Source organism: Mesorhizobium sp. RCAM 05099, from assembly GCF_059683685.1.
In genome coordinates, this window is sequence record NZ_CM185035.1 from 466676 (window position 1) to 487734 (window position 21059).

The 21059-nt window shown below is 64.9% G+C and carries 14 protein-coding genes; 7 read left to right on the forward strand and 7 right to left on the reverse strand.

From position 1 onward, the window contains the following. Position 1: 1 nt before the first annotated feature. On the reverse strand, positions 2-961 hold the full coding sequence (locus AC56QQ_RS02245) for an N-acetylmuramic acid 6-phosphate etherase (protein ID WP_489858764.1): 960 nt from the start codon (positions 959-961) through the stop codon (positions 2-4). A 198-nt stretch (positions 962-1159) separates the two neighbouring features. Between AC56QQ_RS02245 and AC56QQ_RS02250 the strand changes: the two genes are divergently transcribed. The 6 genes from AC56QQ_RS02250 (at position 1160) to AC56QQ_RS02275 (ending at position 8284) form a co-directional block, all read left to right on the forward strand. Further along, positions 1160-2041, forward strand: coding sequence for a glucosamine kinase nucleotide-binding domain-containing protein (locus AC56QQ_RS02250; RefSeq protein ID WP_497125396.1), 882 nt, complete (start codon positions 1160-1162; stop codon positions 2039-2041). Next, positions 2038-2820: a GntR family transcriptional regulator gene (locus AC56QQ_RS02255; protein WP_096452258.1), complete on the forward strand. Its 783-nt coding sequence runs from the start codon at positions 2038-2040 to the stop codon at positions 2818-2820. Before AC56QQ_RS02250 ends, AC56QQ_RS02255 begins: the two co-directional genes overlap by 4 nt. Continuing rightward, positions 2817-3860: an SIS domain-containing protein gene (locus tag AC56QQ_RS02260; RefSeq protein ID WP_489858763.1), complete on the forward strand. Its 1044-nt coding sequence runs from the start codon at positions 2817-2819 to the stop codon at positions 3858-3860. Before AC56QQ_RS02255 ends, AC56QQ_RS02260 begins: the two co-directional genes overlap by 4 nt. Next, a complete protein-coding gene (gene nagA / locus AC56QQ_RS02265; RefSeq protein ID WP_497125397.1) occupies positions 3857-5029 on the forward strand; it encodes an N-acetylglucosamine-6-phosphate deacetylase in 1173 nt (390 codons plus the stop codon). Before AC56QQ_RS02260 ends, nagA begins: the two co-directional genes overlap by 4 nt. 10 nt (positions 5030-5039) lie before the next feature. Further along, on the forward strand, positions 5040-6152 hold the full coding sequence (locus AC56QQ_RS02270; protein ID WP_497125398.1) for an NAD(P)/FAD-dependent oxidoreductase: 1113 nt from the start codon (positions 5040-5042) through the stop codon (positions 6150-6152). 74 nt (positions 6153-6226) lie between these two features. Continuing rightward, complete coding sequence (locus AC56QQ_RS02275) at positions 6227-8284, forward strand: ABC transporter ATP-binding protein/permease (RefSeq protein ID WP_497125399.1); 2058 nt, start codon at positions 6227-6229, stop codon at positions 8282-8284. Between the two features lie 131 nt (positions 8285-8415). Here AC56QQ_RS02275 and AC56QQ_RS02280 read toward each other — a convergent pair whose 3' ends face one another. The 6 genes from AC56QQ_RS02280 to AC56QQ_RS02305 all read right to left on the reverse strand — a co-directional run bounded on the left by AC56QQ_RS02280 (position 8416) and on the right by AC56QQ_RS02305 (position 18805). Then, entirely contained in the window at positions 8416-9930 is a 1515-nt protein-coding gene (locus AC56QQ_RS02280; protein ID WP_497125400.1) for a malonate--CoA ligase, read from the reverse strand. 184 nt (positions 9931-10114) lie between these two features. Continuing rightward, a complete protein-coding gene (locus AC56QQ_RS02285) occupies positions 10115-10858 on the reverse strand; it encodes a GntR family transcriptional regulator (protein WP_497128853.1) in 744 nt (247 codons plus the stop codon). Positions 10859-11275: 417 nt separating this feature from the next. Further along, on the reverse strand, positions 11276-11953 hold the full coding sequence (gene rpe, locus AC56QQ_RS02290) for a ribulose-phosphate 3-epimerase (protein ID WP_497125401.1): 678 nt from the start codon (positions 11951-11953) through the stop codon (positions 11276-11278). Between the two features lie 182 nt (positions 11954-12135). Further along, positions 12136-15885: a DUF7929 domain-containing protein gene (locus AC56QQ_RS02295; RefSeq protein WP_497125402.1), complete on the reverse strand. Its 3750-nt coding sequence runs from the start codon at positions 15883-15885 to the stop codon at positions 12136-12138. Between the two features lie 10 nt (positions 15886-15895). Further along, complete coding sequence (locus tag AC56QQ_RS02300) at positions 15896-18133, reverse strand: hypothetical protein (RefSeq protein WP_497125403.1); 2238 nt, start codon at positions 18131-18133, stop codon at positions 15896-15898. A gap of 150 nt (positions 18134-18283) precedes the next feature. Beyond that, the gene (locus AC56QQ_RS02305) at positions 18284-18805 is read right to left on the reverse strand and encodes a MarR family winged helix-turn-helix transcriptional regulator (protein WP_489858756.1); all 522 of its coding nucleotides are present in this window, start codon (positions 18803-18805) and stop codon (positions 18284-18286) included. A gap of 243 nt (positions 18806-19048) precedes the next feature. Between AC56QQ_RS02305 and dnaK the strand changes: the two genes are divergently transcribed. Next, positions 19049-20965, forward strand: coding sequence for a molecular chaperone DnaK (dnaK, locus tag AC56QQ_RS02310; RefSeq protein WP_489858755.1), 1917 nt, complete (start codon positions 19049-19051; stop codon positions 20963-20965). Positions 20966-21059: the final 94 nt, after the last annotated feature.

Genomic DNA, 21059 nt, shown 5'->3' on the forward strand with positions numbered 1-21059 from the left:
CTCAGTCTCCCTGTTGACCTTTTTCAGGTTCGGTTTTGATGAGAACGGAGGCAGTGCGCCCCTTGCTCCCCTCGATCGCGGAAAGGGCCGGCCGCAGCTTCTGGCCGGCCTCTTCCAGTATCTTCTCGGCCGCATCGGCGCTGTCGGCGCCGGCGGCGAGCAGAATGGCGGTCTTGACCGCGCCGCCGCTCTTTTCGAGCAGCCGGGCGGCTTCGTCCCTGCCCCGCCCGCTGATGGCGGCGACAATGCGCGCCGCGCGATCGCGCAGCTTGATGTTGTCGGCCATGAGATTGACCATGTAGCCGTCATGCACGTGACCGAGATGGACGGCGGTCAATGTCGACAGCATGTTGAGCGCGATTTTCTGAGCGGTGCCCGCGCCCATGCGGGTCGAGCCGGCGATCAGCTCCGGCGGCGTTTCCAGCAGGATGGCGGTTTCGGCCTGCCGGAGCAGCAGCGAATCGCGGTTGTTGGCGATACCGATGGTGGCAGCACCCCGCCGCCGCGCATCCTCGACAGCCCGCACCGCATAGGGCGTCGTGCCGCTGGCGGAGACAGCGATCAGACAATCGCCCGCGCCAATGCCGGCATTGGCGACGGCTGTCGCAGCCTCCTCGGTATCGTCTTCGGGCCCGCCGGCCAGTGTCGTGAAAGCCGCGTCGCCGCCAGCGATCAGGATGGCGATGCGGTCGCGGTGAATGCCGAACGTGCCAGGCAGTTCAAGCGCATCGGCCAATGCCATCAGGCCGGAACTGCCGGCTGCCGCGTAGGCAAGCTTGCCGCCGCTCTTCAGCCTGCCGGCGATGATCTCGGCTGCCCTGGCGATGGACGGAATGGCTTGGCGTACGACCTTTGCGGCTTCGATCTGCGCATCGGCCAACGAAGCAAGGATGGCGTCGGGAGCCTGGATATCCAGACCCTCGGCATTCTGGTGAAGCGCTTCGGTGCGCGTTTCGGCCATCCCGGTTCCTCCAATACCAGAACAATACCAAAAAAATACCACTTGTCCACACGCATTAACGAATTCCCGAGTCGGAAATCGCTGAGCCAACGAAATACCTAGGTTTTTCAATAAAATACGCCTTAATCTTTTTGAAACGGAAATTAACCCTTGGCTATTGGTATTTTATTGGTATTATCCGCCCGGAGGAGAAATCACGTGAATTTCGTGCTCGGTATCGATGGCGGCGGCACCAGCTGCAGGGCTGCCTTGGCGACGGTGGAAGGCGCGGTCATCGGCCGCGCCAAGAGCGGCGCCGCCAATATCCGCACCGACCTCACCGGCGCTCGATCGAACATCGTCGAGGCCGCGCGGCAGGCGTTCATCGCTGCTGGGCAGGACCCGGACCAGATCCCGCAAACGCCGGCCATTCTCGGCCTCGCCGGCGCCAATGTCGGCACCTACCGGCAGCAACTCGAAGCAATCCTGCCGTTCAGCATCAGCCGCGTCGAGACCGACGCCGAAATCGCACTCGAGGGGGCTGTCGGCTCCGGTGACGGCGCCATGGCGATCCTCGGCACGGGTACCGCCTACATGGCGCGCAAGAACGGCAGGTCGCGCGCCATCGGCGGCTGGGGTTTCCAGGTCGGCGACCAGGGCAGCGGTGCCCGCATCGGCCGCGACCTGCTCGAACAGACGCTGCTCGCCTATGACGGCGTCCGCGCGGGTTCGCCGCTGACGCAGAGCATGCTCGCCGTCTTCCGCAACAACCCGGAGGACGTGGTCGAATTCACCACCAACGCCAAGCCAGGCGATTTCGGCGGCTTCGCGCCCAAAGTGTTCGAGCACGCCGAGAAGGGCGACAGCGTCGCCAACTGGATCCTCGACAGGGCGATCACCGACGTCGAGGCCTCGCTCGGCGCGCTCGACCTTGCGGACGACGCGCCGCTGTGCCTGCTCGGCGGGCTGGCGCCGCTCTACGCGCCGCGCCTGTCGGCGCGCTACCGGGCATTGCTGAAGCCGCCGCTCGACGACGCACTGGGCGGCGCCGTGCAGATGGCGGTACGCCTTTTCGCCAGACCGGCGGAGGCAGCGCGATGAGCGACGCCGCCGACCAGATCTTCGCCACGCTGAAACAGTCGTCGCAAAGCGGCGCGCCGCTTTATCTGCAGCTTCGCAAGAGCATCGAGGATGCCGTCAATCGCGGCCTGATCGGGCCGGGCGACGCGCTGCCTTCCGAGCGCGATATCGCCACCAAGGCCGACATTTCGCGGGTCACCGTGCGCAAGGCGGTGCAGGACCTGGTCAAGGGCGGCATCCTGGTCCAGCGCCACGGCTCCGGCACGTTCGTGGCGCCGCGCATGGAGCGCGTCGAGCAGTCGCTGTCGCGGCTGACATCCTTCACCGAGGACATGGCGCGGCGCGGCATGGCGGTGCGATCGGCCTGGCTCGACCGCGGCCTTTACGCGCCCTCGCCCGACGAGATGATGGTGCTCGGCCTGTCGTCGAGCGAACTTGTGGCGCGCGTGGCGCGCCTGCGCATTGCCAACGACACGCCGCTGGCGATCGAACGCGCCTCGCTGTCGGCTAGCGTGTTGCCCGACCCGGCGGGAATAGGCTCCTCGCTCTATGCGGCGCTGGAATTGACCGGCAACCGTCCGGTGCGGGCGGTGCAGCGCATTTCCGCCGCCAATCTCGGCGACAGCGACGCGCGCCTGCTCGAAGTGCCGCCCGGCATCGCCGGCCTGCACATCGAACGCATTTCCTATCTGGCGAGCGGCAAGGTGATCGAATTCACCCGCTCCATCTACAGGGGCGACGCCTATGATTTCGTCGCCGAACTGCGGCTGACAGGGCCGAGCGAAGAGGGCCGACCATGAGCGTAGAGCCGACAGAGATGACCCATATGCGGCGCGAGATCGAAGAGATCCCGCAAGCCGTCGCCCGCCTGCTCGACGGCTCCGGCGCCGTGTTGACCGAGGCCGGACGTGGCATCCGCGAACGCGACCCACAGTTTGTCGTCACCGTGGCGCGTGGCTCGTCCGACCATGCCGCCACGTTCATGAAATATGCCGTCGAGCTGACTGCGGGCCTGGCCGTCGCCTCGGTCGGTCCGTCGATCGCCTCGATCTATGGCGCCAAGCTCAGGCTGGCAGGCTCTGCCTGCCTGGCGATCTCGCAGTCGGGCAAGAGCCCCGACATCGTTGCCATGGCCGAAGCCGCACGGGCCGGCGGCGCGCTGACCATCGCCATCACCAACACCGCCGATTCGCCGCTGGCGCGCGCCTCGGACTATGCGATCGATATCCTGGCGGGCCCCGAGCGCAGCGTCGCGGCAACCAAGACCTTCGTCAATTCCGCCGTCGCCGGTCTCGCCTTGATGGCGCATTCCACTGGCGACGAGGCGCTTCTCAAGGCGCTCGCCAGCTTGCCCGAGCATTTCAGCAAGGCGATCGGCTGCGACTGGATGACGGTGCTGGCCGAAACGATCGACAAGCAGAAGTCGCTGTTCATCCTCGGCCGTGGACCGTCGGCGGCGATGGCCAACGAGGCGGCGCTGAAGTTCAAGGAGACCTGCGGCATGCATGCCGAGGCCTACAGTGCCGCCGAAGTCATGCATGGCCCGCTGGCGCTGATCGGTCCCGATTTCCCGGTGCTGGCGCTGGCCGCGCGCGACGCGTCCGAGCCGTCGGTCGCCGAAGCCGCCGACAGCCTGGCCGCCAAGGGGGCGCCGGTCTTCATCACCTCGATGCTTGCCAATCGCGCCGTGCGCCTGCCGCATGTCGCCACCGGTCACCCGCTGACCGATCCGCTGACGCTGATCGTGTCCTTCTATGTGTTCGTCGAGGCCTTTGCCCGCCATCGCGGCCTTGATCCGGACACGCCGCGCAATCTTCGCAAGGTGACGGAGACCGTATGAGCGACCGTTTTGCCCTGACCGGCGCCCGGATATTCGATGGCGACGACTGGCATGAAGGCGCAGCGCTTGTCGTGCGCGACGGCCTCGTCGAGGCTATTCTTCCCACAGGCGCCATCCCCTCCGACATTCGCGTCGTCGACACCGGCGGCGGCACGCTGGCGCCCGGCTTCGTCGACCTGCAGGTCAATGGCGGCGGCGGCGTCATGCTCAACGACCACCCCGATGTCGCGTCGATCGAGATCATCTGCAAGGCGCATGCGCCCTTCGGCACGACGGCGCTGCTGCCGACGCTGATCACCGATACGCCCGCGATTACCGCCGCCGCCGTCGCCGCCGGCGAAGCAGCGTCGCTGCGGAAGGTGCCGGGCTTCCTCGGCCTGCATCTCGAGGGACCGCATCTGTCGATCGCCCGCAAGGGCGCGCATGATCCGGCGCTGATCCGGCCAATGACGGACAAGGACGAGGCGATGCTGATCGCGGCGCGGCACAAATTGCCGGTGCTGCTCACCACGATAGCGCCCGAATCCGTCGAACCGGCACGCGTCGCGGCGCTCGCCAAGGCGGGCGTCATCGTCAGCCTTGGCCATTCCGACACCGGCTACGCCACGGCCAGCACCTTTGCCGCCGCCGGCGCTTCGATGGTCACCCATCTGTTCAACGCGATGAGCCAGATCGGCAATCGCGAGCCGGGACTGGCGGGCGCGGCCATCGACATCGGCACATTGTCCGCCGGGTTGATCGCCGACGGCATCCATGTCGATCCCGTCACCATCAAGGTCGCGCTGCGCGCCAAGCAGGGACCGGCGAGGATCGTGCTGGTCACCGATGCCATGGCGACGATCGGCACCGACATGACCTCATTCACGCTGAACGGCCGCATCATCTACCGCAAGGATGGCAGCCTGCGGCTCGCCGACGGCACGCTGGCGGGTGCGGATCTCGACATGATCTCGGCTGTTCGATACGTCCACCGCGTTATCGGGCTGGACCTGTCGGAGGCGTTGCGCATGGCCTCGCTCTATCCGGCGCAAGCGATCGGCCAGTCGCACCGGCTGGGGCGTTTCGCCAACGGCACGGCGGCGGATATTGTCGCGTTGTCGGACGATCTCGATATCGGACAAGTCTGGATCGGCGGCAAGACGGTGTTCGAGGCCAGCGCTTCACACTGAAGGCGAGCTCATGCAGGCAATCGACTGTGTTGTCGCCGGAGCCGGCGTCGTCGGGCTCGCCATCGCCGGGGCGCTCGCTTTGGCGGGCCGCGAGGTGGTGGTGATCGACAAGGCCGATGCGATCGGCACCGTCACCAGTTCGCGCAATTCCGAAGTCATCCATGCCGGACTCCATTATGCGCCGGGAAGCCTGAAAGCCCGGCTCTGCGTCGAAGGCCGCCTGCGGCTTTACGCTTATTGCGCCGAGCACGACGTCGCCCACAAGCGCACCGGCAAGCTGATCGTCGCCAGCGAGCCCGGCCAAATGGATGGGTTGCGGGCGATCCAGGCCAATGCGCGACGCTGTGGGGTCGACGATCTCGAGCTTTTGACGCGCGGCGAGGCCGAAAGCCTGGAACCGGCACTGACATGCGCCGCCGCCTTGCTGTCGCCGTCGACCGGCATTGTCGACAGCCATGCGCTGATGCTGTCGCTGCGCGGCGACGCCGAGGCCGCCGGTGCGTCCTTCGCCTTCCTAACCGTCGTTGCGGGGGCGACGATCGAAGCCGACGGGATCCGGATCGACACGCGCGATACCAGTGGCAAGACCTTCGCCTTGAAGGCCCATGCCTTCATCAATGCCACGGGCCTCGATGCGCAGGCCGTAGCCGGCCGCATCGACGGTTTCCCAAGGGATCTGATCCCCCGGCAGTGGCTGGCGCGCGGAAACTACTTCGCGCTTCCAGGCCGGTCGCCTTTTTCGCGGCTGATCTATCCGGTTCCGGTCGAAGGTGGCCTTGGCGTCCATCTGACGCTCGACCTGGGCGGCAGTGCCCGCTTCGGGCCCGACGTCGAATGGATCGATCGTATCGATTACACGGTCGATCCGGGCCGAAGCGCCGTCTTCTACGAGGCGATCCGGCGCTATTGGCCCGAGCTTGGCGACGGAGCCCTGCAGCCGGCCTATGCCGGAATCAGGCCGAAACTATCCGGCCCGGGCCAACCGGCGGCCGATTTCATGATCCAGGGTCCGGCTGACCATGGCGCCGGGCGAATCGTCAACCTGTTCGGCATCGAGAGTCCCGGCCTGACGGCAAGCCTGTCGATCGCCGACCATGCCGTCGGGTTGCTGTACCCGAAGTGACAGGCTCTCTTGATAGTTGTCATCGCAAGCGGACGTCATGAAACCTTTTGATTTCGAGGCCGTTGTCGGGGCGAATGTCCGACGCGAAACCCAGATCGAAACCGGCCGACGGCATCAAGCCGCGTGGCACCCCCGAGCCGCGTAGGGCAAAGGCGCGACCAGCAAAGTCGGGTGATGCGAAGTCGAACGACGAGGCTCCGCGCGAAAAGAAGCCACACGAGAAGGAGGCATCGACCGTCGAAGCGGCAGCTTCCGAGGCTGTCGGCGAGACTCCGCCGCCTCCGGAAGCCGTCGAACCCGATCCACAGTTGACGGCCGAGGGGGCAGAACAGGCGCGCAAGAAATATCTGCTGAAGCGTTTCTGGATCAGCGGGCGCGGTTATTGGGGACGGCACGGTGACAAGCTCGCCTGGCCGTTGACCATCGGGCTGTTGATCCTGATCAGCATCAATGTCGTCTTCCAGTATGGGATCAATGTCTGGAACCGCGCCATCTTCGACGCGATCGAGAAGCGCGACGCCCACACCGTCTACTTCCTGAGCGCGGTGTTCGTGCCGCTCGTGCTTGGCAGCATCAGCCTTGTCGTCGTGCAGGTCTACCTGCGCATGACCATGCAGCGCCGCTGGCGCTCCCGGCTGACGACCTCGGTCATAGCGCGCTGGCTCGCCAACGGCCGCTACTATCAGCTGAACCTCGTGAAAGGCGACCACCAGAACCCCGAGGCCCGCCTCTCGGAAGATCTGCGGGTCGCCACCGAGTCGCCCGTCGATTTCGTCGCCGGCGTGATTGTCGCCACCCTCTCGGCCTCAACCTTCATCGTGGTGCTTTGGACGATCGGCGGGGCCTTGAGCTTCACGTTGGGAGGCTCGACCTTCACCGTGCCCGGCTTCCTCGTCATCACGGCGGTGGTTTATGCGGCGATTACCTCCACCTCGATGTTCGTCATCGGCCGCGATTTTGTTCAGCTCTCGGAGAAGAAGAACCAGGCGGAAGCTGAATTCCGTTACGTGCTGACGCGCGTGCGTGAAAACGGCGAGAGCATCGCCCTGCTTGGCGGCGAGGAGGAGGAAAGCAGCGGCATCCACAAGACGTTCGCCGGTGCGCTCAAGCAATGGGCGCGGTTGACCGGCCAGCACATGCGCACGGCGGTGGTGTCGCAGGGCTCGAGCCTGTTTGCGCCCGTCGTACCGGTTCTGCTGTGTGCGCCGAAGTTTCTCGAAGGCTCAATGTCGCTCGGACAGGTGATGCAGGCGGCCTCCGCCTTCGCCATCGTGCAGGGGGCGTTCGGCTGGCTGGTCGACAACTACCCGCGTCTCGCCGACTGGAACGCCTCCGCGCGCCGCATCGCCTCGCTGATGATGTCGCTCGACGGGTTGGAGCGTGCGGAACAGAGCAATGATCTGGGGCGCATCAAACACGGCGAGACCAAGGGCGATGCAATGCTCTCCCTCGACGAGCTCTCGGTGACGCTCGACGACGGCACCTCCGTGGTCAAGGAAACCGAGGTGGTGATCGAACCGGGCGAGCGCGTGCTGGTGTCCGGCGAATCCGGCTCGGGCAAGTCAACGCTGGTGCGGGCGATCGCCGGCCTGTGGCCCTGGGGGAGCGGCAGCGTCAACTTCCACCCCGACAGGCGATTGTTCATGTTGCCGCAGCGGCCCTACATTCCCTCGGGGACGCTGCGCCGCGTGGTCGCCTACCCCGCGGCGGCGGATAATTGGACAGCCAAACAGATCAAGGCTGCCCTCGACAGTGTGGGCCTCGGTTATCTCACCGACAGGATCAAGGAAGAAGCGCCGTGGGACCAGACGCTGTCGGGCGGCGAAAAGCAGCGCCTCGCCTTCGCGCGCCTGCTGCTGCATCGCCCCGATATCGTCGTGCTGGATGAAGCGACCTCGGCGCTCGACGAGAAAAGCCAGGACAACATGATGGCGACGGTGATCCGCGAATTGCCCGATATCACCATCGTCAGCGTTGCACACCGCGCCGAGCTGGAAGCCTTCCACAGCCGCAAGATCACCCTGGAACGGCGCGAAGGCGGCGCCAAACTTGTCAGCGATATCGACCTCGTCCCGCGCAAGCGCAAACGCGGCCTGCTGAAGCGCGCCTTGTGGGGTTCAGGCACTCGGTAAGCTGGAAGGCGGCACCATTCAGCACGCAACTAGAGCAGTTCACCGTTTCACGGAAACGGCAAACCGCTCTAACTCTTTGTTTTGACGCAATTCCGGACGGAAAACCGTTCCACACTTTTCCTGGAATTGCTCTAGGATGCGTAGAGATCCTTGTAGGTCTCGCGCAAGAGATTCTTCTGCACCTTGCCCATCGTGTTGCGTGGCAGTTCGTCGACGAAGATCACCTGCTTCGGGTGCTTGTACTTCGCCACTCTTTCGGCGATGGCGCCGAGGATCTCGGCCCCGGTGATCCGCGAGGCCGGCGCACGCACGACCACTGCGGTGACGCCTTCGCCGAAATCCGGATGGGCAACACCGATGACGGCGCTTTCCGTGACCCCGTCAAGCGCGTCGATCTCGCTTTCGAGTTCCTTCGGATAGATGTTGTAACCGCCGGAAATGATCAGGTCCTTGCCGCGGCCGACGATGTGGACATAGCCGTCGCCGTCGATCATGCCGAGATCGCCTGATATGAAGAAGCCGTCGGCGCGGAATTCCGCCCTGGTCTTCTCCGGCATGCGCCAGTAGCCGGAAAAGACGTTCGGACCCTTGACCTCGATCATGCCGACTTCGCCCTGGGCGAGCGGCCGGCCATCGTCGGGATCGGCGATGCGCAGCGATACGCCGGGCAAGGGGAAACCGACCGTTCCGGCGCGCCGCTCGCCGTCATAGGGATTGGAGGTGTTCATGTTGGTTTCGGTCATGCCGTAGCGCTCGAGGATCGCGTGGCCGGTGCGCTCGCGCCAGGCCTTGTGGGTCTCGGCCAGCAACGGCGCCGAACCGGAAATGAACAGGCGGATGTTCTTCGCCGCCTGGCGGTCCAGCCCGTCCTGCTGAAGCAGGCGCACATAGAAGGTCGGCACCCCCATCAGCACGGTTGCGCGCGGCAACAGCGAGACGATGCGGCCTGCGTCGAACTTCCGCTCGAACAGCATCGACGCACCGGCCATCAGGATGACGTTGGTGGCGACGAACAGGCCATGGGTGTGGAAGATCGGCAGCGCGTGGATCAGCACATCATCCATAGTGAAGCGCCAGTGATCGACCAGCACCCGTGCGTTCGAGGCGAGGTTCTCGTGGCTGAGCATGGCGCCTTTCGAGCGGCCGGTCGTTCCCGAGGTGTAGAGGATCGCGGCAAGGTCGCCCTCGCCGCGCGTCACATCGTGGAAGTCCGACGGCAGCCGCGAGGCCTGATCGGTCAGCGATCCCTCGCCCTTGCCGTCGAGCGTGACGGTGGTAGCGCCCGCCCTTTGCGCCAGCGCTTCGATGTCGGCCGCCCTTGCCGGATCACAGACGACCAGTCGGGGTCCGGCATCGCCGAAGAAATACTCCAGCTCGGCCAGTGTGTAGGCGGTGTTGAGGGGCAGGAAGACGGCACCGGCACGCAGGCAGGCGAGATAGAGCAGGATCGCCTCCGGGCTCTTCTCGACCTGGACGGCTACCCGGTCTCCCGGCTCGACGCCCAGTTGCAAAAGCGCGTGTGCCAGCTGCGCCGACCGCGCCAGCATGTCGCCATAGGTGAGCGAGCGCCCGTCATCGGTTTCCATCAACAGGCGGCCCGGCGCCGGCATCCTGGAACGGAACGCATCGAACAGATGATTGCTCATGAAGTCTTTCCCGGGGCGGCGGAGTCGGTGCTGAGCACGCTTTTCGAGCGCCATGCACTGGCGGCGAAGCGTTCGCGGTTCTTGGTCGTGCCGTCAAGACCGAAAGCGGTGGTTCGGGCTCGCCACGTCAGCGGTAATGGTTGCGAGCGATGGGCCGCGAAACGGCCTTTCGATGGAACGGCCGCTAGCGCCGGGCGCGTTCGGCCTTGCCGGCGACCGCCTTTGACCCTTCGCCTTGCTTGAAGCGTTCCAGGCACATGGCAGCGGTCAATTGGTAATGATTGACCAGTGCCTCGACCGCACCATCGGCATCCCCGTCCAGGGCACATTCGGCGATCAGGCGATGCTCGCCGAGATCGTCGCGCTGACTGCTTTCGCCATCACTGGCCATTTGCCGGTAGCGATGGGCGTGATCGGAAAGCTGATCGCAAAATCCCACGAGCCAGTGCGAGCGGCAGGCCGAGATCAGAACCCTATGGAAGATACGGTGCAACTTCTCCCAATCGGGATCGAGCGAGGAAGGGTGCGGCGAAAGACGTGACGCGCGCCCCAGGCGATGCAGCGCCAGCACCAGCTGCTCCTCCCATTCGGCGGTGCGGTGAGCGATGGATTCGCGAAGCGCCCGTTCTTCGAGCCAGCAGCGGGTGCGCGTCAGCTCTTCAAGCTCCGACGCACTGACCGGCATGATGAAGAAGCCGCGCTGATCGTGCCGGCCGAGAAGCCCCTCCGAGGCGAGGCGATTGAGCGCCTCGCGGACAGGGGAAGCGCCGGCCCCATATTTGGAAACCACCCATTCGACCCGCAGCTTGCTCTCGGCTTCAAGGACACCGTCAAGAAGGTCTGCACGCAGTTGGTGATAGACCGTGCTGGCAAGCGTGCTCTTGGATCCTGCGCGGTCGTCGTCGAGATTGGCAGCTCCGTACGTCAAAGCGACTCCTTGTCCCCAAAACTGTCTTGGGCAATTCGAGTCCGAGAGCATTCCCTTTTCGTACGCGTACTATACAGCTTCCGCCACTGAACGCTCAAGCAGAAGATCGCGCCATCGCACTTAAGCACGAAGAAATATGCGACACGTAGGCGTTCGATCCTGTAAATCCGCGCGTCACCACGACCTGAGGAAACTCAACCTGTTTTGCATGCACGCAGGAGAATCTGTTCTTCCTGTTCCTTTGTATGCGTGCGAGACCATCTGTTCTGTCGTGTTGGACAGGGCGGCGAACATTCGAATCGAATGAGGCCGCGCTCCTCATCCAGATCCGATGCCATGGAGCATCCGACCTCACGAGCCCGACACCGGAATCACTGGCCGACATATCGGGATTGAAACCGGGATGGGCGCCGTGCGTTAGCCGGCTGCGTTGTCGGCTGCCGTCCGGATCGCCTGAATGTTTTGCCGGTAGGCTTCGACGCTGCCGCCCTTGAAGATGGCGGCGCCGGCCACCAGCACGTCAGCGCCGGCGGCGGTGACCAGTGGCGCGGTTTCGGCCGAAACGCCGCCGTCGATCTCAATGCGGATCGGCCGGCCGCCGATCAGCGCCTTGACCCGCTTCACCTTGTCGACGATGCCCGGAATGAAGGCCTGGCCGCCGAAGCCCGGATTGACGGTCATGATCAGGATCAGGTCGAGCCGGTCGAGCACATATTCGACCGCGCTTTCCGGCGTTGCCGGATTGAGCGACACACCCGCCTTCTTGCCAAGGTTCTTGATCGTCTGCAGCGAGCGGTCGAGATGTGGTCCGGCCTCGGCATGCACCGTCATGCCGTCGCAGCCAGCCTCGGCGAAGGCGGCCAGATAGGGATCGGCCGGCGCGATCATCAAATGGCAGTCGAAGAAGGCCTTGGTGCGGTCGCGGATTGCCTTGATCACCGGCGGACCAAAAGTGATGTTGGGCACGAAATGCCCGTCCATCACATCAAGATGGATCCAGTCGGCGCCGGCCGCCACCACTGCCTCGACCTCGTCGCCAAGCCTGGAAAAGTCCGATGCCAGCACCGACGGTGCGATCAAGGTCTTCTTGCTCATGCTGCGGCCTTTCCGAGCGACCCTTCATATGGCTGCTCCGAATCGACTGCCTAATGCGCTCCAGGTGACTTGTCGAGTACGCAGCTTGCGGTGACCGCACAGACCCGCGTGGCGCGGCAGCGTCCACGGGGAAAAAACCCGCCGGATTGCTCCGGCGGGTTCGCGATGTCTGACTGGCCCGATTACGGCTTGAAGTTCTGGATGTTGTTGGTCGCCGGATCCAGTTGCTGCTGCTGGACCTGCGGCGTGCGCCGCGGCAGAAGCTGCAGGATGTTCGGGTTCAGCAGGTTCGGGTTGATCTCCACGCCCGGCTGCCTGCGGATCGGCACGCAGTTCGGATACCGTCCGACCGTGCCCACCGGGCAACGCCGTTTGATGATCGGCTGGCACTGGCCATTGATCATCTGCGAGCCCGGCGCGCATTCCACCTGCGGCTTGCGGCAGGCACCGTCGATCACCTGCGTTCCACGCGGACAGACACACTCGCCGCGCTTGTTGTGGACCTGGCCGCGTATGTCGCACTGCTCCTGCGTCGGCTGCTTGCGCCGGCAGGCGTTGCCTTGCACCTCGGTGCCCCTCGGGCAGACGCAATCGCCGTTGGCGTCATGGACCTGGCCACGGATGGTGCACTGCTCGGGCTTCGGTCGCACCGGGCGGCAGGCCCCATTGCGCACCTCGGTCCCTTGCGGACAGACGCAATCGCCATCGGCATTGCGTATCTGGCCGGGGATGCGGCACTGCTGCGGCTTCGGCTGGATCGGACGGCAGGCGCCGTTGCGCACCTCGGTCCCTCGCGGGCAGACACAATCGCCATAGGCATCATGGATCTGGCCACGGATGGTGCACTGCTCGGGCTTGTCGGTCCTGACGCACTTCCCGTTCTCCAGTCCCGTGCCGCGCGGGCAGACGCAGCGTCCGTCCTCGGTGCGGATCTGGCCTTCGAGCAGCACGCAGCGCTTCGGCGGCGGCGGCGTTGGCAGAACGTTGGTGCCGCCGCCGGTGCACTGGCCATTGCGGAAGGTGGTGCCTTCCGGGCAGACGCAGCGACCGGCGTCGTTCATGACGAAGCCCGCCGAACATTCCTTCTTGGCCTCATGCGTGATGGTGAAGGGATGGCAAGCATAGGCCTTGCCGCGATCGCCCTGCACATTGGCCTGGTCGCCGCCCAGCACGTCGCCGCCGCCTTGCACCCGTGTGTCGGGAGACAGGACGCCAACGCAGTTCTGGCCGCTGACACTGCCCTGCAGATTGGCCAGGCGGCCATCGTCGGGGATAACCACCGTCACGTGGTGCGATTGGCTTTCGCCCGCGCCAAGCGACAGGTTGGCGATGCAGGACGCCGGCAAGGTCACCGGCTCCGGCGAGCAGCCGAAGGGCGGGTCGATCGAGGTGATCGCAACACCGTCCAGCCTGCCGAGACCCTCCACGCCGATCGCATCACCGATGCGAACCGGACCAGAGAAGGGGCTCGTCCCATCATTGGTTATGGTGATGTCGAACGAGCAAGGTTGGCCGAGCCGGCATTCGCGGTCGCCGGTCTTTTCGACACGGATGGTCGAGGGACCGCCGCCCTTGGCGCAGGCCTGGCCGATCGGATAGACGACATCGTCGCCCGGCGCCGGCCCATAGGAGCCGCGCGCGCAGTTCTCGAACTCGCCATTCGCCGAAACCGTCACGTCGAAGTGGCGGCTGGTTCCGGGTGCCATCACGGCACCGGGAATCTGGCACGACAGCGCATTGGCCGGAACCGGTCCGCAAGCCCATTCCGCGCCATCGGGAGTGACGGTCTGGATCTGGACGGGCGCGCCGCCGGCCACCAGCGTGGCGGCGTCGTTGACCCGCACCGGACCGGTGGGGGCAGCGGTGCCGGCGTTGGTCACGGTGATGCGGCAGGAAACCACCGCGGCACCAGCCAGCGAACCGCTGCACACCTTGGTGATGCGCAGGCCAGGCTGGCCGCCATTGGGATGACGGATGCGTTCCTTGGCGCAGGCCTTGTTGTTGGTGAGGTCGGTTTCACCGGGGATGGGTTTTACCTCGGCGCAGTTCTCCACCGTGTCGGACCGATAGCCGGCCGGCATGACCGCCTTGACTAAGATCGGCGTCGAGGCACCCGCGGGCAACGAGATGCCCGCATTGTCGCAGCGGAACTGGCCGGGGCCGTTCGGTCCGCATGTCCAGGGCGGGCTCGGCCCGAAGGTCGAGGAAGCCGGCGCGCCGCCGGGATAGGCGTCGATGACCGTCAGTGGCCCATTGTAGGTGGCGCTGCCGTTGTTGATGACGTCGATCACGAAATAGCAGATGCCGTCGGCCGTGCAGACCGGGGTGCGGGCACGCTTCTTCAGGATCAGGTCGACCTTCTTCTCGACCGGCGGCCGGCAGTCGCGGTCACGGTCGCCACGCCGGCAGATCGGGATCGAGGCGCAGCCGCGGTCATTCGACTGGCTGCCGAACAGCGGCTTGCCACTGGCCGCATAATTATAGGCGGCGCAGTTGCGTAAAGCACCGCCTTGCCAGCCCGCAGCCGGCTTGAAGCCGAGCTTGAGGTCGACGAAGGCGCCCGGATTGAGCGTGGTCACCGGATAGGTGCACGTCATCGGGGTGGTGCCGGGCACGCAGACCCAGGGCGGATTGGGCCCTGAACTCAGCGTCGAGCCGGCCGGCAGCGTCACCTCGTTGAGCACGATCTTGCCGTTGTAGGGCGCGGTGCCGACATTGGTGACCCTGATGGTGAAGTCGCAGCCGCCGGCCATCGTGCAGCGCGGAACATCGGCGCGTTTCTCGACCTTGAGGTCCGGTTCCTTGTCCCTGGGCGGACATCTCTGGTCGCGCGGGATGACGATGTCGATGGTCTGCGTGCAGCACAGGCCCCAGCCTTCCTTCGGGCCGGCATAGGTTTCGATGCCGGTGACGATGAGATGGATGACGTCGCCGGGCGAGGCACCGACGATCTTCCAGTTGAGCACACCGCCGCCCGCCGGCACCAACTGCGTGTCGGGGATGATGGTGATGCCGGGTGTCGTCGTTGAAACCTGCACCCACTTGCCGCCCATCTCCGGGCCGACCGGCATGTGGTAGATGAAGGCGCCGCCACCGGGCACGCAATCAACCGTGCCGCGTTCCACCTTGAAGCATTCCTTGCCGGGAGGTGGTGGCGGCGGATTGCACTTGGTGACGTCGATCTTGATCGAGGTCTTTTCACCGGTCTTGAAGTCACCGTCGTCGGGCTTGCTCGGATCCTGCGACGGGATGATGGTCCCGGTGCCCGGTCCGGCGGTCACCTTGATCATACCCTGGTTGTCGACGATGGTCGGCGAGGGAAACGCCGCGTGGTCGATCTTGGCCGTGATCTGGAAGGTGATGACGCGCTCGTTCGGAGCGCCGACGCCGTCGAGATCGGAGGCGGAAATCCGGAAATCGGAAACATCAGCCGTATCGTTGGGATTCGCCGAGGTGCTGATCGTTGCACCCGGTAGAGGTCCGCCGGACGAATCCGTGCCGTCGCCGGCCACATTGACGTTGACGATCTCAAGGCCGTGCGGGAGCTGGTCCTTGAAGTCGAGCTTGAGCTTGTTAAGCCTGGCCGCGAGGCCTGGGTCGGCAAAGCCCTGCGGGTCGCCGCGCAAACCGAAGCTCAGCGAATAGACGACGTAGTCGCAGCCTCTTTGGGTGCCTTTCTTGGTGAAGAAAGGCACGATCCGGTCCGGCCTCGGATTGATGACGCGCGAATTGTCGAGGTCGAGCTTCAGCTCCGGGGTGATCGGGGCGGCGTCTTCCGCGAAGCCTTGCACCGGGGTTAGCATGGCGACCGCGATACCGGCCGCCATCAGCCAGCGCGCGCCGCGCCTGGCATATGACAGGGGTTTCATGATCGTCTCCATGACGGTTTCTTGAGTGTTCGTCGCGAGTGGGGACAGGGCAAGAATGTTCATCTTTCCCTCCTCAACGTTCGCAGCTGACGGCTGGGGTTCTGAGCGGCAAAGTCATCTTGCAGCAAGGGTAGTAGCCACCCTTGTCCTTGTCGGACTTCCTGTAGAAGCAGAGCCCGACATCGACTGTGTCGCCCGGATAGTGGCCGGTGATGCCGATCGTGTAGGGCTTGCCGGGCGCATGCGACTGCGGGGTGGTCACCCCGACGCCTGGCGTCCTGGACTGTGCCTTGATCGAATCGCCGCCGAAGCCGGCATGGTCATGGAGATAGAGATCGGCCTCGAGGCCGGAAGGCGTGCAGAAATACTGGACGTCCTCCACATCGAGACAGGGAGGCAGATTGCCGGGCGGTGGGAAGTCCGGCGGATAGAAGGGGGGCAGGTAGCCGCCCGGGATTTCTTCATAGTAGCCGGCGCGGCCCTCGCAAGGGTGCCAGACGGCAACGTCGCCGACATGGCCCTCGACCTCGGGGTCCTCGAAATAGCCGTCGAAGTCGACGAACCAGGAGCCAAAGGGCGGCACGTTGGCCGGCTTGACCAGTTCCCTGGGCGTGATCTGCACGCCATGCACGGCGAGCGGCCCGCCGGCGGCGAGCTGTTCGGCAAGGGCTGGATTGTCGCGCAGCTTGTCGCCGGTGTTGACCAGCGTCTGGGTGCAGACCGAGGTGTCGAGATTGCCCTCCGCGTCGTAGCCATATTGCAGGTCGAGACCGCCGGCCGACTGCCGGTTGCCCTGCGGGAAGCCGACGGCATATTCCTGCGGCACTTCCACCCAGACCGATTCCGTCGCCGGATCGTCCGGGTTTTCACGCCAGTAGCGGATGACCTCGCCCTTGCCGGAATCGGCGAACTGGCTGTAGTCGTAGCGGTTCTCGACCGGGCCGCGCTGGGCGAGGTACATGAAGCCGCTGTTGTCGAAGGCGATGTCGGTGACGGCGTAGTCCTTGTCGGCCTTGACCGTCAGTTCCCAGCGCGGGTCGCCGGCAAAGGTGCCGTCGCGGGCAATGCCCACCGACCAGATTTCCGACTTCTCGCCGACCGAATAGTAGACCCGGCCGCCATGATAGGAGACCGCCCAGACGCGGCGTTCGTCCTGCGTGTAGCCCCAGCTGTCGGGGTCTTCGCTGTCGAAGGCAGCACCGTGGATGTCCATCACCGCGCCATCATCGGCGACCGGAGCCAGGCCATGCGCCGGGCGCCCGGCAACGCCATGGTCGAAGCTGTCGATCAGCTCGCCGTTGGCGTCGATGCGATGGATCAGGCCGGTGTCGAGGTCGGACGCGAAGAACTGGCGATGGGTGGCATCGAAGGTGATGTTGCCAATGCCGGGACCGCTGTTGGCGTCGATGTCGGCGAATTTGGAGACCTGGCCGGTGATGCCGTCGATTTTCCAGATGGTGCCCGGCCCGCCACCGTTTTCGGTGCCGAATTGGCCGTCCATGAAGGTGGCGGCAGCCATGCCACGGCGCTGCCGCTCCGGCCTTCCGTCATCGTCGGCGTCAGGCGTGACGATGCGGATGCCGTGCAGCGAGGTGGCGCCGGCATAGAGATTGGGGATGCCGGACGGGATGCCGTCGCGCACGCCGTCATCATAGGTGACGCCGAACACCTGGCCGATCTGGCCGGCCGTCACCTCGAAGGGCGGCGGCGTGAAGACGAGCTGACCCGAGGCTGGCCCGCCGAGGTGCGAAACGTCGAAGACGCGCAAGGTGGCGCGCGTTGTATCGATGAAGGTCTCGTCGACGGGATCGACGCCGGGCGGCAGGCCCTCATCAAAATTGGGAATGATGGTGCCGGAGAACCCGGTCACCGCCATCGAGCCGGGATAGATGATCTGGGTCTCCTGCGCCTGGGCGGTGCCGCCCAGCCAAAGGCCGGCGGTGAGTGCCAGCGCCAGCAGGCCTCCGCCTGCCCGTCCGGCGCGGCTCAGCCCATAGTCAAAAGAAGACACGAACGTGCCGCGGACGCGAGACATGAAGCTACCCCCGTTAGCCACGGGAGAAACGTCCGGTTTTGCCGCGCAAATCAGGGCAGGGCGCGGCGGTCCGGCTCGTTCTTCCCTGATCGAATTGTCTGCTTTCCTCTTGGTCACGATACGCCTGCTCTTACGCAGGGTCAACGGAATCAGCGGAAAGCCCAGCGCATCGACCCCGTCCCTGAAACGGTGGTCGCGCTGAGCTCCTGTTGTTCCCGGAGACCGCAGAGCCTCTGGGTTGCTGGTCATGGGGGCTTCCTTTCCGGGCCGCACCATGCGGCGCCTGGATGTCAGTCGCGGGCGGAGGCGGAAAGGTTCACCGATCAGGCTCCGGCACGGTGTTCCGGGCAACGGTTGAGCGGCTCGCGCCGAAGCTGGCGCGGATTGCGGCGGTGAAGCCTGCCGTGATGAAAGCTGCCCGCCGGGTCAGCCCATATGGCTGATCGGGCAGCGCTCGCGCACGCAGGCGGCTTCGTCGCAGACCCGGCAGACGACGTTCTGGTCGTCGCCCATGTCGACCAGCGCCGGCAGGAGTTTTTCGACCAGCTTGCCCAGGTTGCGCGTCTCCTCGGGATCGAGCGCGCCAACGGCGCGCTCGATGACACCGCGCCGTGCCGCCAGATTGCGGCCGAAGACGTCATCGCCCTTGTCGGTGAGGCGCAGCGCCTTCGACCTGCGGTCACCCTCGATCCCTTCGCCGCGCAGCACCAGCCCTTGTTCGACCAGATGATCGACCAACCTGACGGTGGCGGAATGCGTCAAGGCGATGAAGCGCCGGAGAGTCTCGATCGACAGGCCCGGGTTCGAGCCGATCTGGATTACCGCGGCGACGGCGCTCGGGCCGAGACCGGTCTCCGTGCCGAACGCCTTCTCCATCTTGTCGACGAGAGCGAGGCTCATGGCGCCAAGGATGTTTTCCAGGCGTAGCTTTTCCAGATCCCCGGTCATCACCATATTCCGCGGGCGACAATCCTATGCATGATGCATAGTTAAGCCGTTTCCCGCCAGCCAGCAAGGATGGTGGAAGCGTTGCGCAGAATGCTTGCGCGCGGCACTGCCTGTTCTTATATACGCGCCAAGCCGTTCTGCGCCGGAATGCCGGTAGCCGGAACGGAATTTCTTGTGAACAGGGGCTTTCATCGGAACGCCTGTACGGGTCCTGAGAGCCTGCTTAGCGGAGAGACTAGAAAAATGGCAAAAGTAATCGGTATCGATCTAGGCACCACCAACTCCTGTATCGCCATCATGGATGGCAAGGAGCCGAAGGTGATCGAGAATGCGGAAGGCGCGCGCACGACGCCTTCCATCGTCGCCATCAGCAGCGACGGCGAACGTCTGGTCGGCCAGCCGGCCAAGCGCCAGGCGGTCACCAATCCTGAAAACACCATCTTCGCGGTCAAGCGCCTGATCGGCCGCCGCTATGACGATCCGGTGACGGAGAAGGACAAGAAGCTTGTCCCCTACAAGATCGTCAAGGGCGACAATGGCGATGCCTGGGTCGAGGCCGGCGGCAAGAAGCAGTCGCCCAGCCAGATCTCGGCCATGATCCTGCAGAAGATGAAGGAAACGGCGGAAGCCTATCTCGGCGAGAAGGTCGAGAAGGCGGTCATCACCGTTCCGGCCTATTTCAACGACGCCCAGCGCCAGGCGACCAAGGACGCCGGCAAGATCGCCGGCCTTGAAGTGCTGCGCATCATCAACGAGCCGACCGCGGCAGCGCTTGCCTACGGCCTCGACAAGAAGGATGGCAAGACCATCGCCGTCTATGACCTTGGCGGCGGCACGTTCGACATTTCGGTGCTCGAGATCGGCGACGGCGTGTTCGAGGTGAAGTCGACCAATGGCGACACCTTCCTCGGCGGCGAGGATTTCGACATGCGCCTGGTCGAATATCTGGCGGCCGAGTTCAAGAAGGAACAGGGCATCGACCTGAAGAACGACAAGCTTGCCTTGCAGCGCCTCAAGGAGGCGGCTGAAAAGGCCAAGATCGAGCTGTCGTCGACGACGCAGACCGAGATCAACCTGCCCTTCATCACCGCCGACGCGACCGGGCCCAAGCACCTGACGCTGAAGCTGACCCGCGCCAAGTTCGAAAGCCTGGTCGAGGATCTCGTCCAGCGCACCATCGACCCCTGCAAGGCGGCCCTCAAGGATGCCGGCCTGAAGGCTGGCGAGATCGACGAGGTCGTCCTGGTCGGCGGCATGACCCGCATGCCCAAGATCCAGGAGATCGTGAAGCAGTTCTTCGGCAAGGAGCCCCACAAGGGCGTCAACCCGGATGAGGTCGTCGCACTCGGCGCCGCCATCCAGGCTGGCGTGCTGCAGGGCGACGTCAAGGACGTGCTTCTGCTCGACGTGACGCCGCTGTCGCTCGGCATCGAGACGCTGGGTGGCGTGTTCACGCGGCTGATCGAGCGCAACACGACGATCCCGACCAAGAAGAGCCAGGTGTTCTCGACGGCCGAGGATTCACAGTCGGCCGTGACCATCCGGGTCTTCCAGGGTGAGCGCGAGATGGCCGCCGACAACAAGGCGCTCGGCCAGTTCGACCTGGTCGGCATCCCGCCGGCCCCGCGCGGCGTGCCGCAGATCGAGGTCACCTTCGACATCGACGCCAACGGCATCGTCAACGTCTCGGCCAAGGACAAGGGCACCGGCAAGGAGCACCAGATCCGCATCCAGGCATCGGGTGGTCTTTCGGACGCCGACATCGAGAAGATGGTCAAGGACGCCGAAGCCAATGCCGAGAGCGACAAGAAGCGGCGTGCGCTGGTCGAGGCCCGCAACCAGGCCGAAGCGATGCTGCACTCCTCGGAGAAGTCGCTGAAGGAATATGGCGACAAGGTCTCGGAAGCCGACCGCACGGCGATTGCCGACGCGATTTCGGCGCTGAAGACCGCGGCCGAGGGCGATGACGCGGCCGAGATCGAGGCCAAGAGCCAAGTGCTCGCCGAAGCTTCGATGAAGCTGGGCCAGGCCATGTACGAAGCCTCGCAGAAGGAAACGGCGGAAGCCGACGCCAAGGCGGACGCCGCCAAGGACAGTGACGTCGTCGATGCCGATTTCGAGGAAATCGACGAAGACGACGACAAGAAGAAGTCCGCCTGAGCCGTTTTTGACGGCAGGTGACGCGAAAAGCCCGGCGCAAAGCCGGGCTTTTTTGCAACCCCTTGCAGAAAAAGAGCGGCGCCGGCCGAAAAAA

Excerpts from the sequence above, each read along its gene's own strand:
- AC56QQ_RS02245 (WP_489858764.1), bottom strand. The coding sequence starts at position 961 with ATGGCCGAAACGCGCACCGAAGCGCTTCACCAGAATGCCGAGGGTCTG.
- AC56QQ_RS02255 (WP_096452258.1), top strand. The coding sequence starts at position 2,038 with ATGAGCGACGCCGCCGACCAGATCTTCGCCACGCTGAAACAGTCGTCG.
- AC56QQ_RS02260 (WP_489858763.1), top strand. The coding sequence starts at position 2,817 with ATGAGCGTAGAGCCGACAGAGATGACCCATATGCGGCGCGAGATCGAA.
- nagA (WP_497125397.1), top strand. The coding sequence starts at position 3,857 with ATGAGCGACCGTTTTGCCCTGACCGGCGCCCGGATATTCGATGGCGAC.
- AC56QQ_RS02270 (WP_497125398.1), top strand. The coding sequence starts at position 5,040 with ATGCAGGCAATCGACTGTGTTGTCGCCGGAGCCGGCGTCGTCGGGCTC.
- AC56QQ_RS02275 (WP_497125399.1), top strand. The coding sequence starts at position 6,227 with ATGTCCGACGCGAAACCCAGATCGAAACCGGCCGACGGCATCAAGCCG.
- AC56QQ_RS02280 (WP_497125400.1), bottom strand. The coding sequence starts at position 9,930 with ATGAGCAATCATCTGTTCGATGCGTTCCGTTCCAGGATGCCGGCGCCG.
- rpe (WP_497125401.1), bottom strand. The coding sequence starts at position 11,953 with ATGAGCAAGAAGACCTTGATCGCACCGTCGGTGCTGGCATCGGACTTT.
- AC56QQ_RS02295 (WP_497125402.1), bottom strand. The coding sequence starts at position 15,885 with ATGAACATTCTTGCCCTGTCCCCACTCGCGACGAACACTCAAGAAACC.
- AC56QQ_RS02300 (WP_497125403.1), bottom strand. The coding sequence starts at position 18,133 with ATGGTGCGGCCCGGAAAGGAAGCCCCCATGACCAGCAACCCAGAGGCT.
- AC56QQ_RS02305 (WP_489858756.1), bottom strand. The coding sequence starts at position 18,805 with ATGACCGGGGATCTGGAAAAGCTACGCCTGGAAAACATCCTTGGCGCC.
- dnaK (WP_489858755.1), top strand. The coding sequence starts at position 19,049 with ATGGCAAAAGTAATCGGTATCGATCTAGGCACCACCAACTCCTGTATC.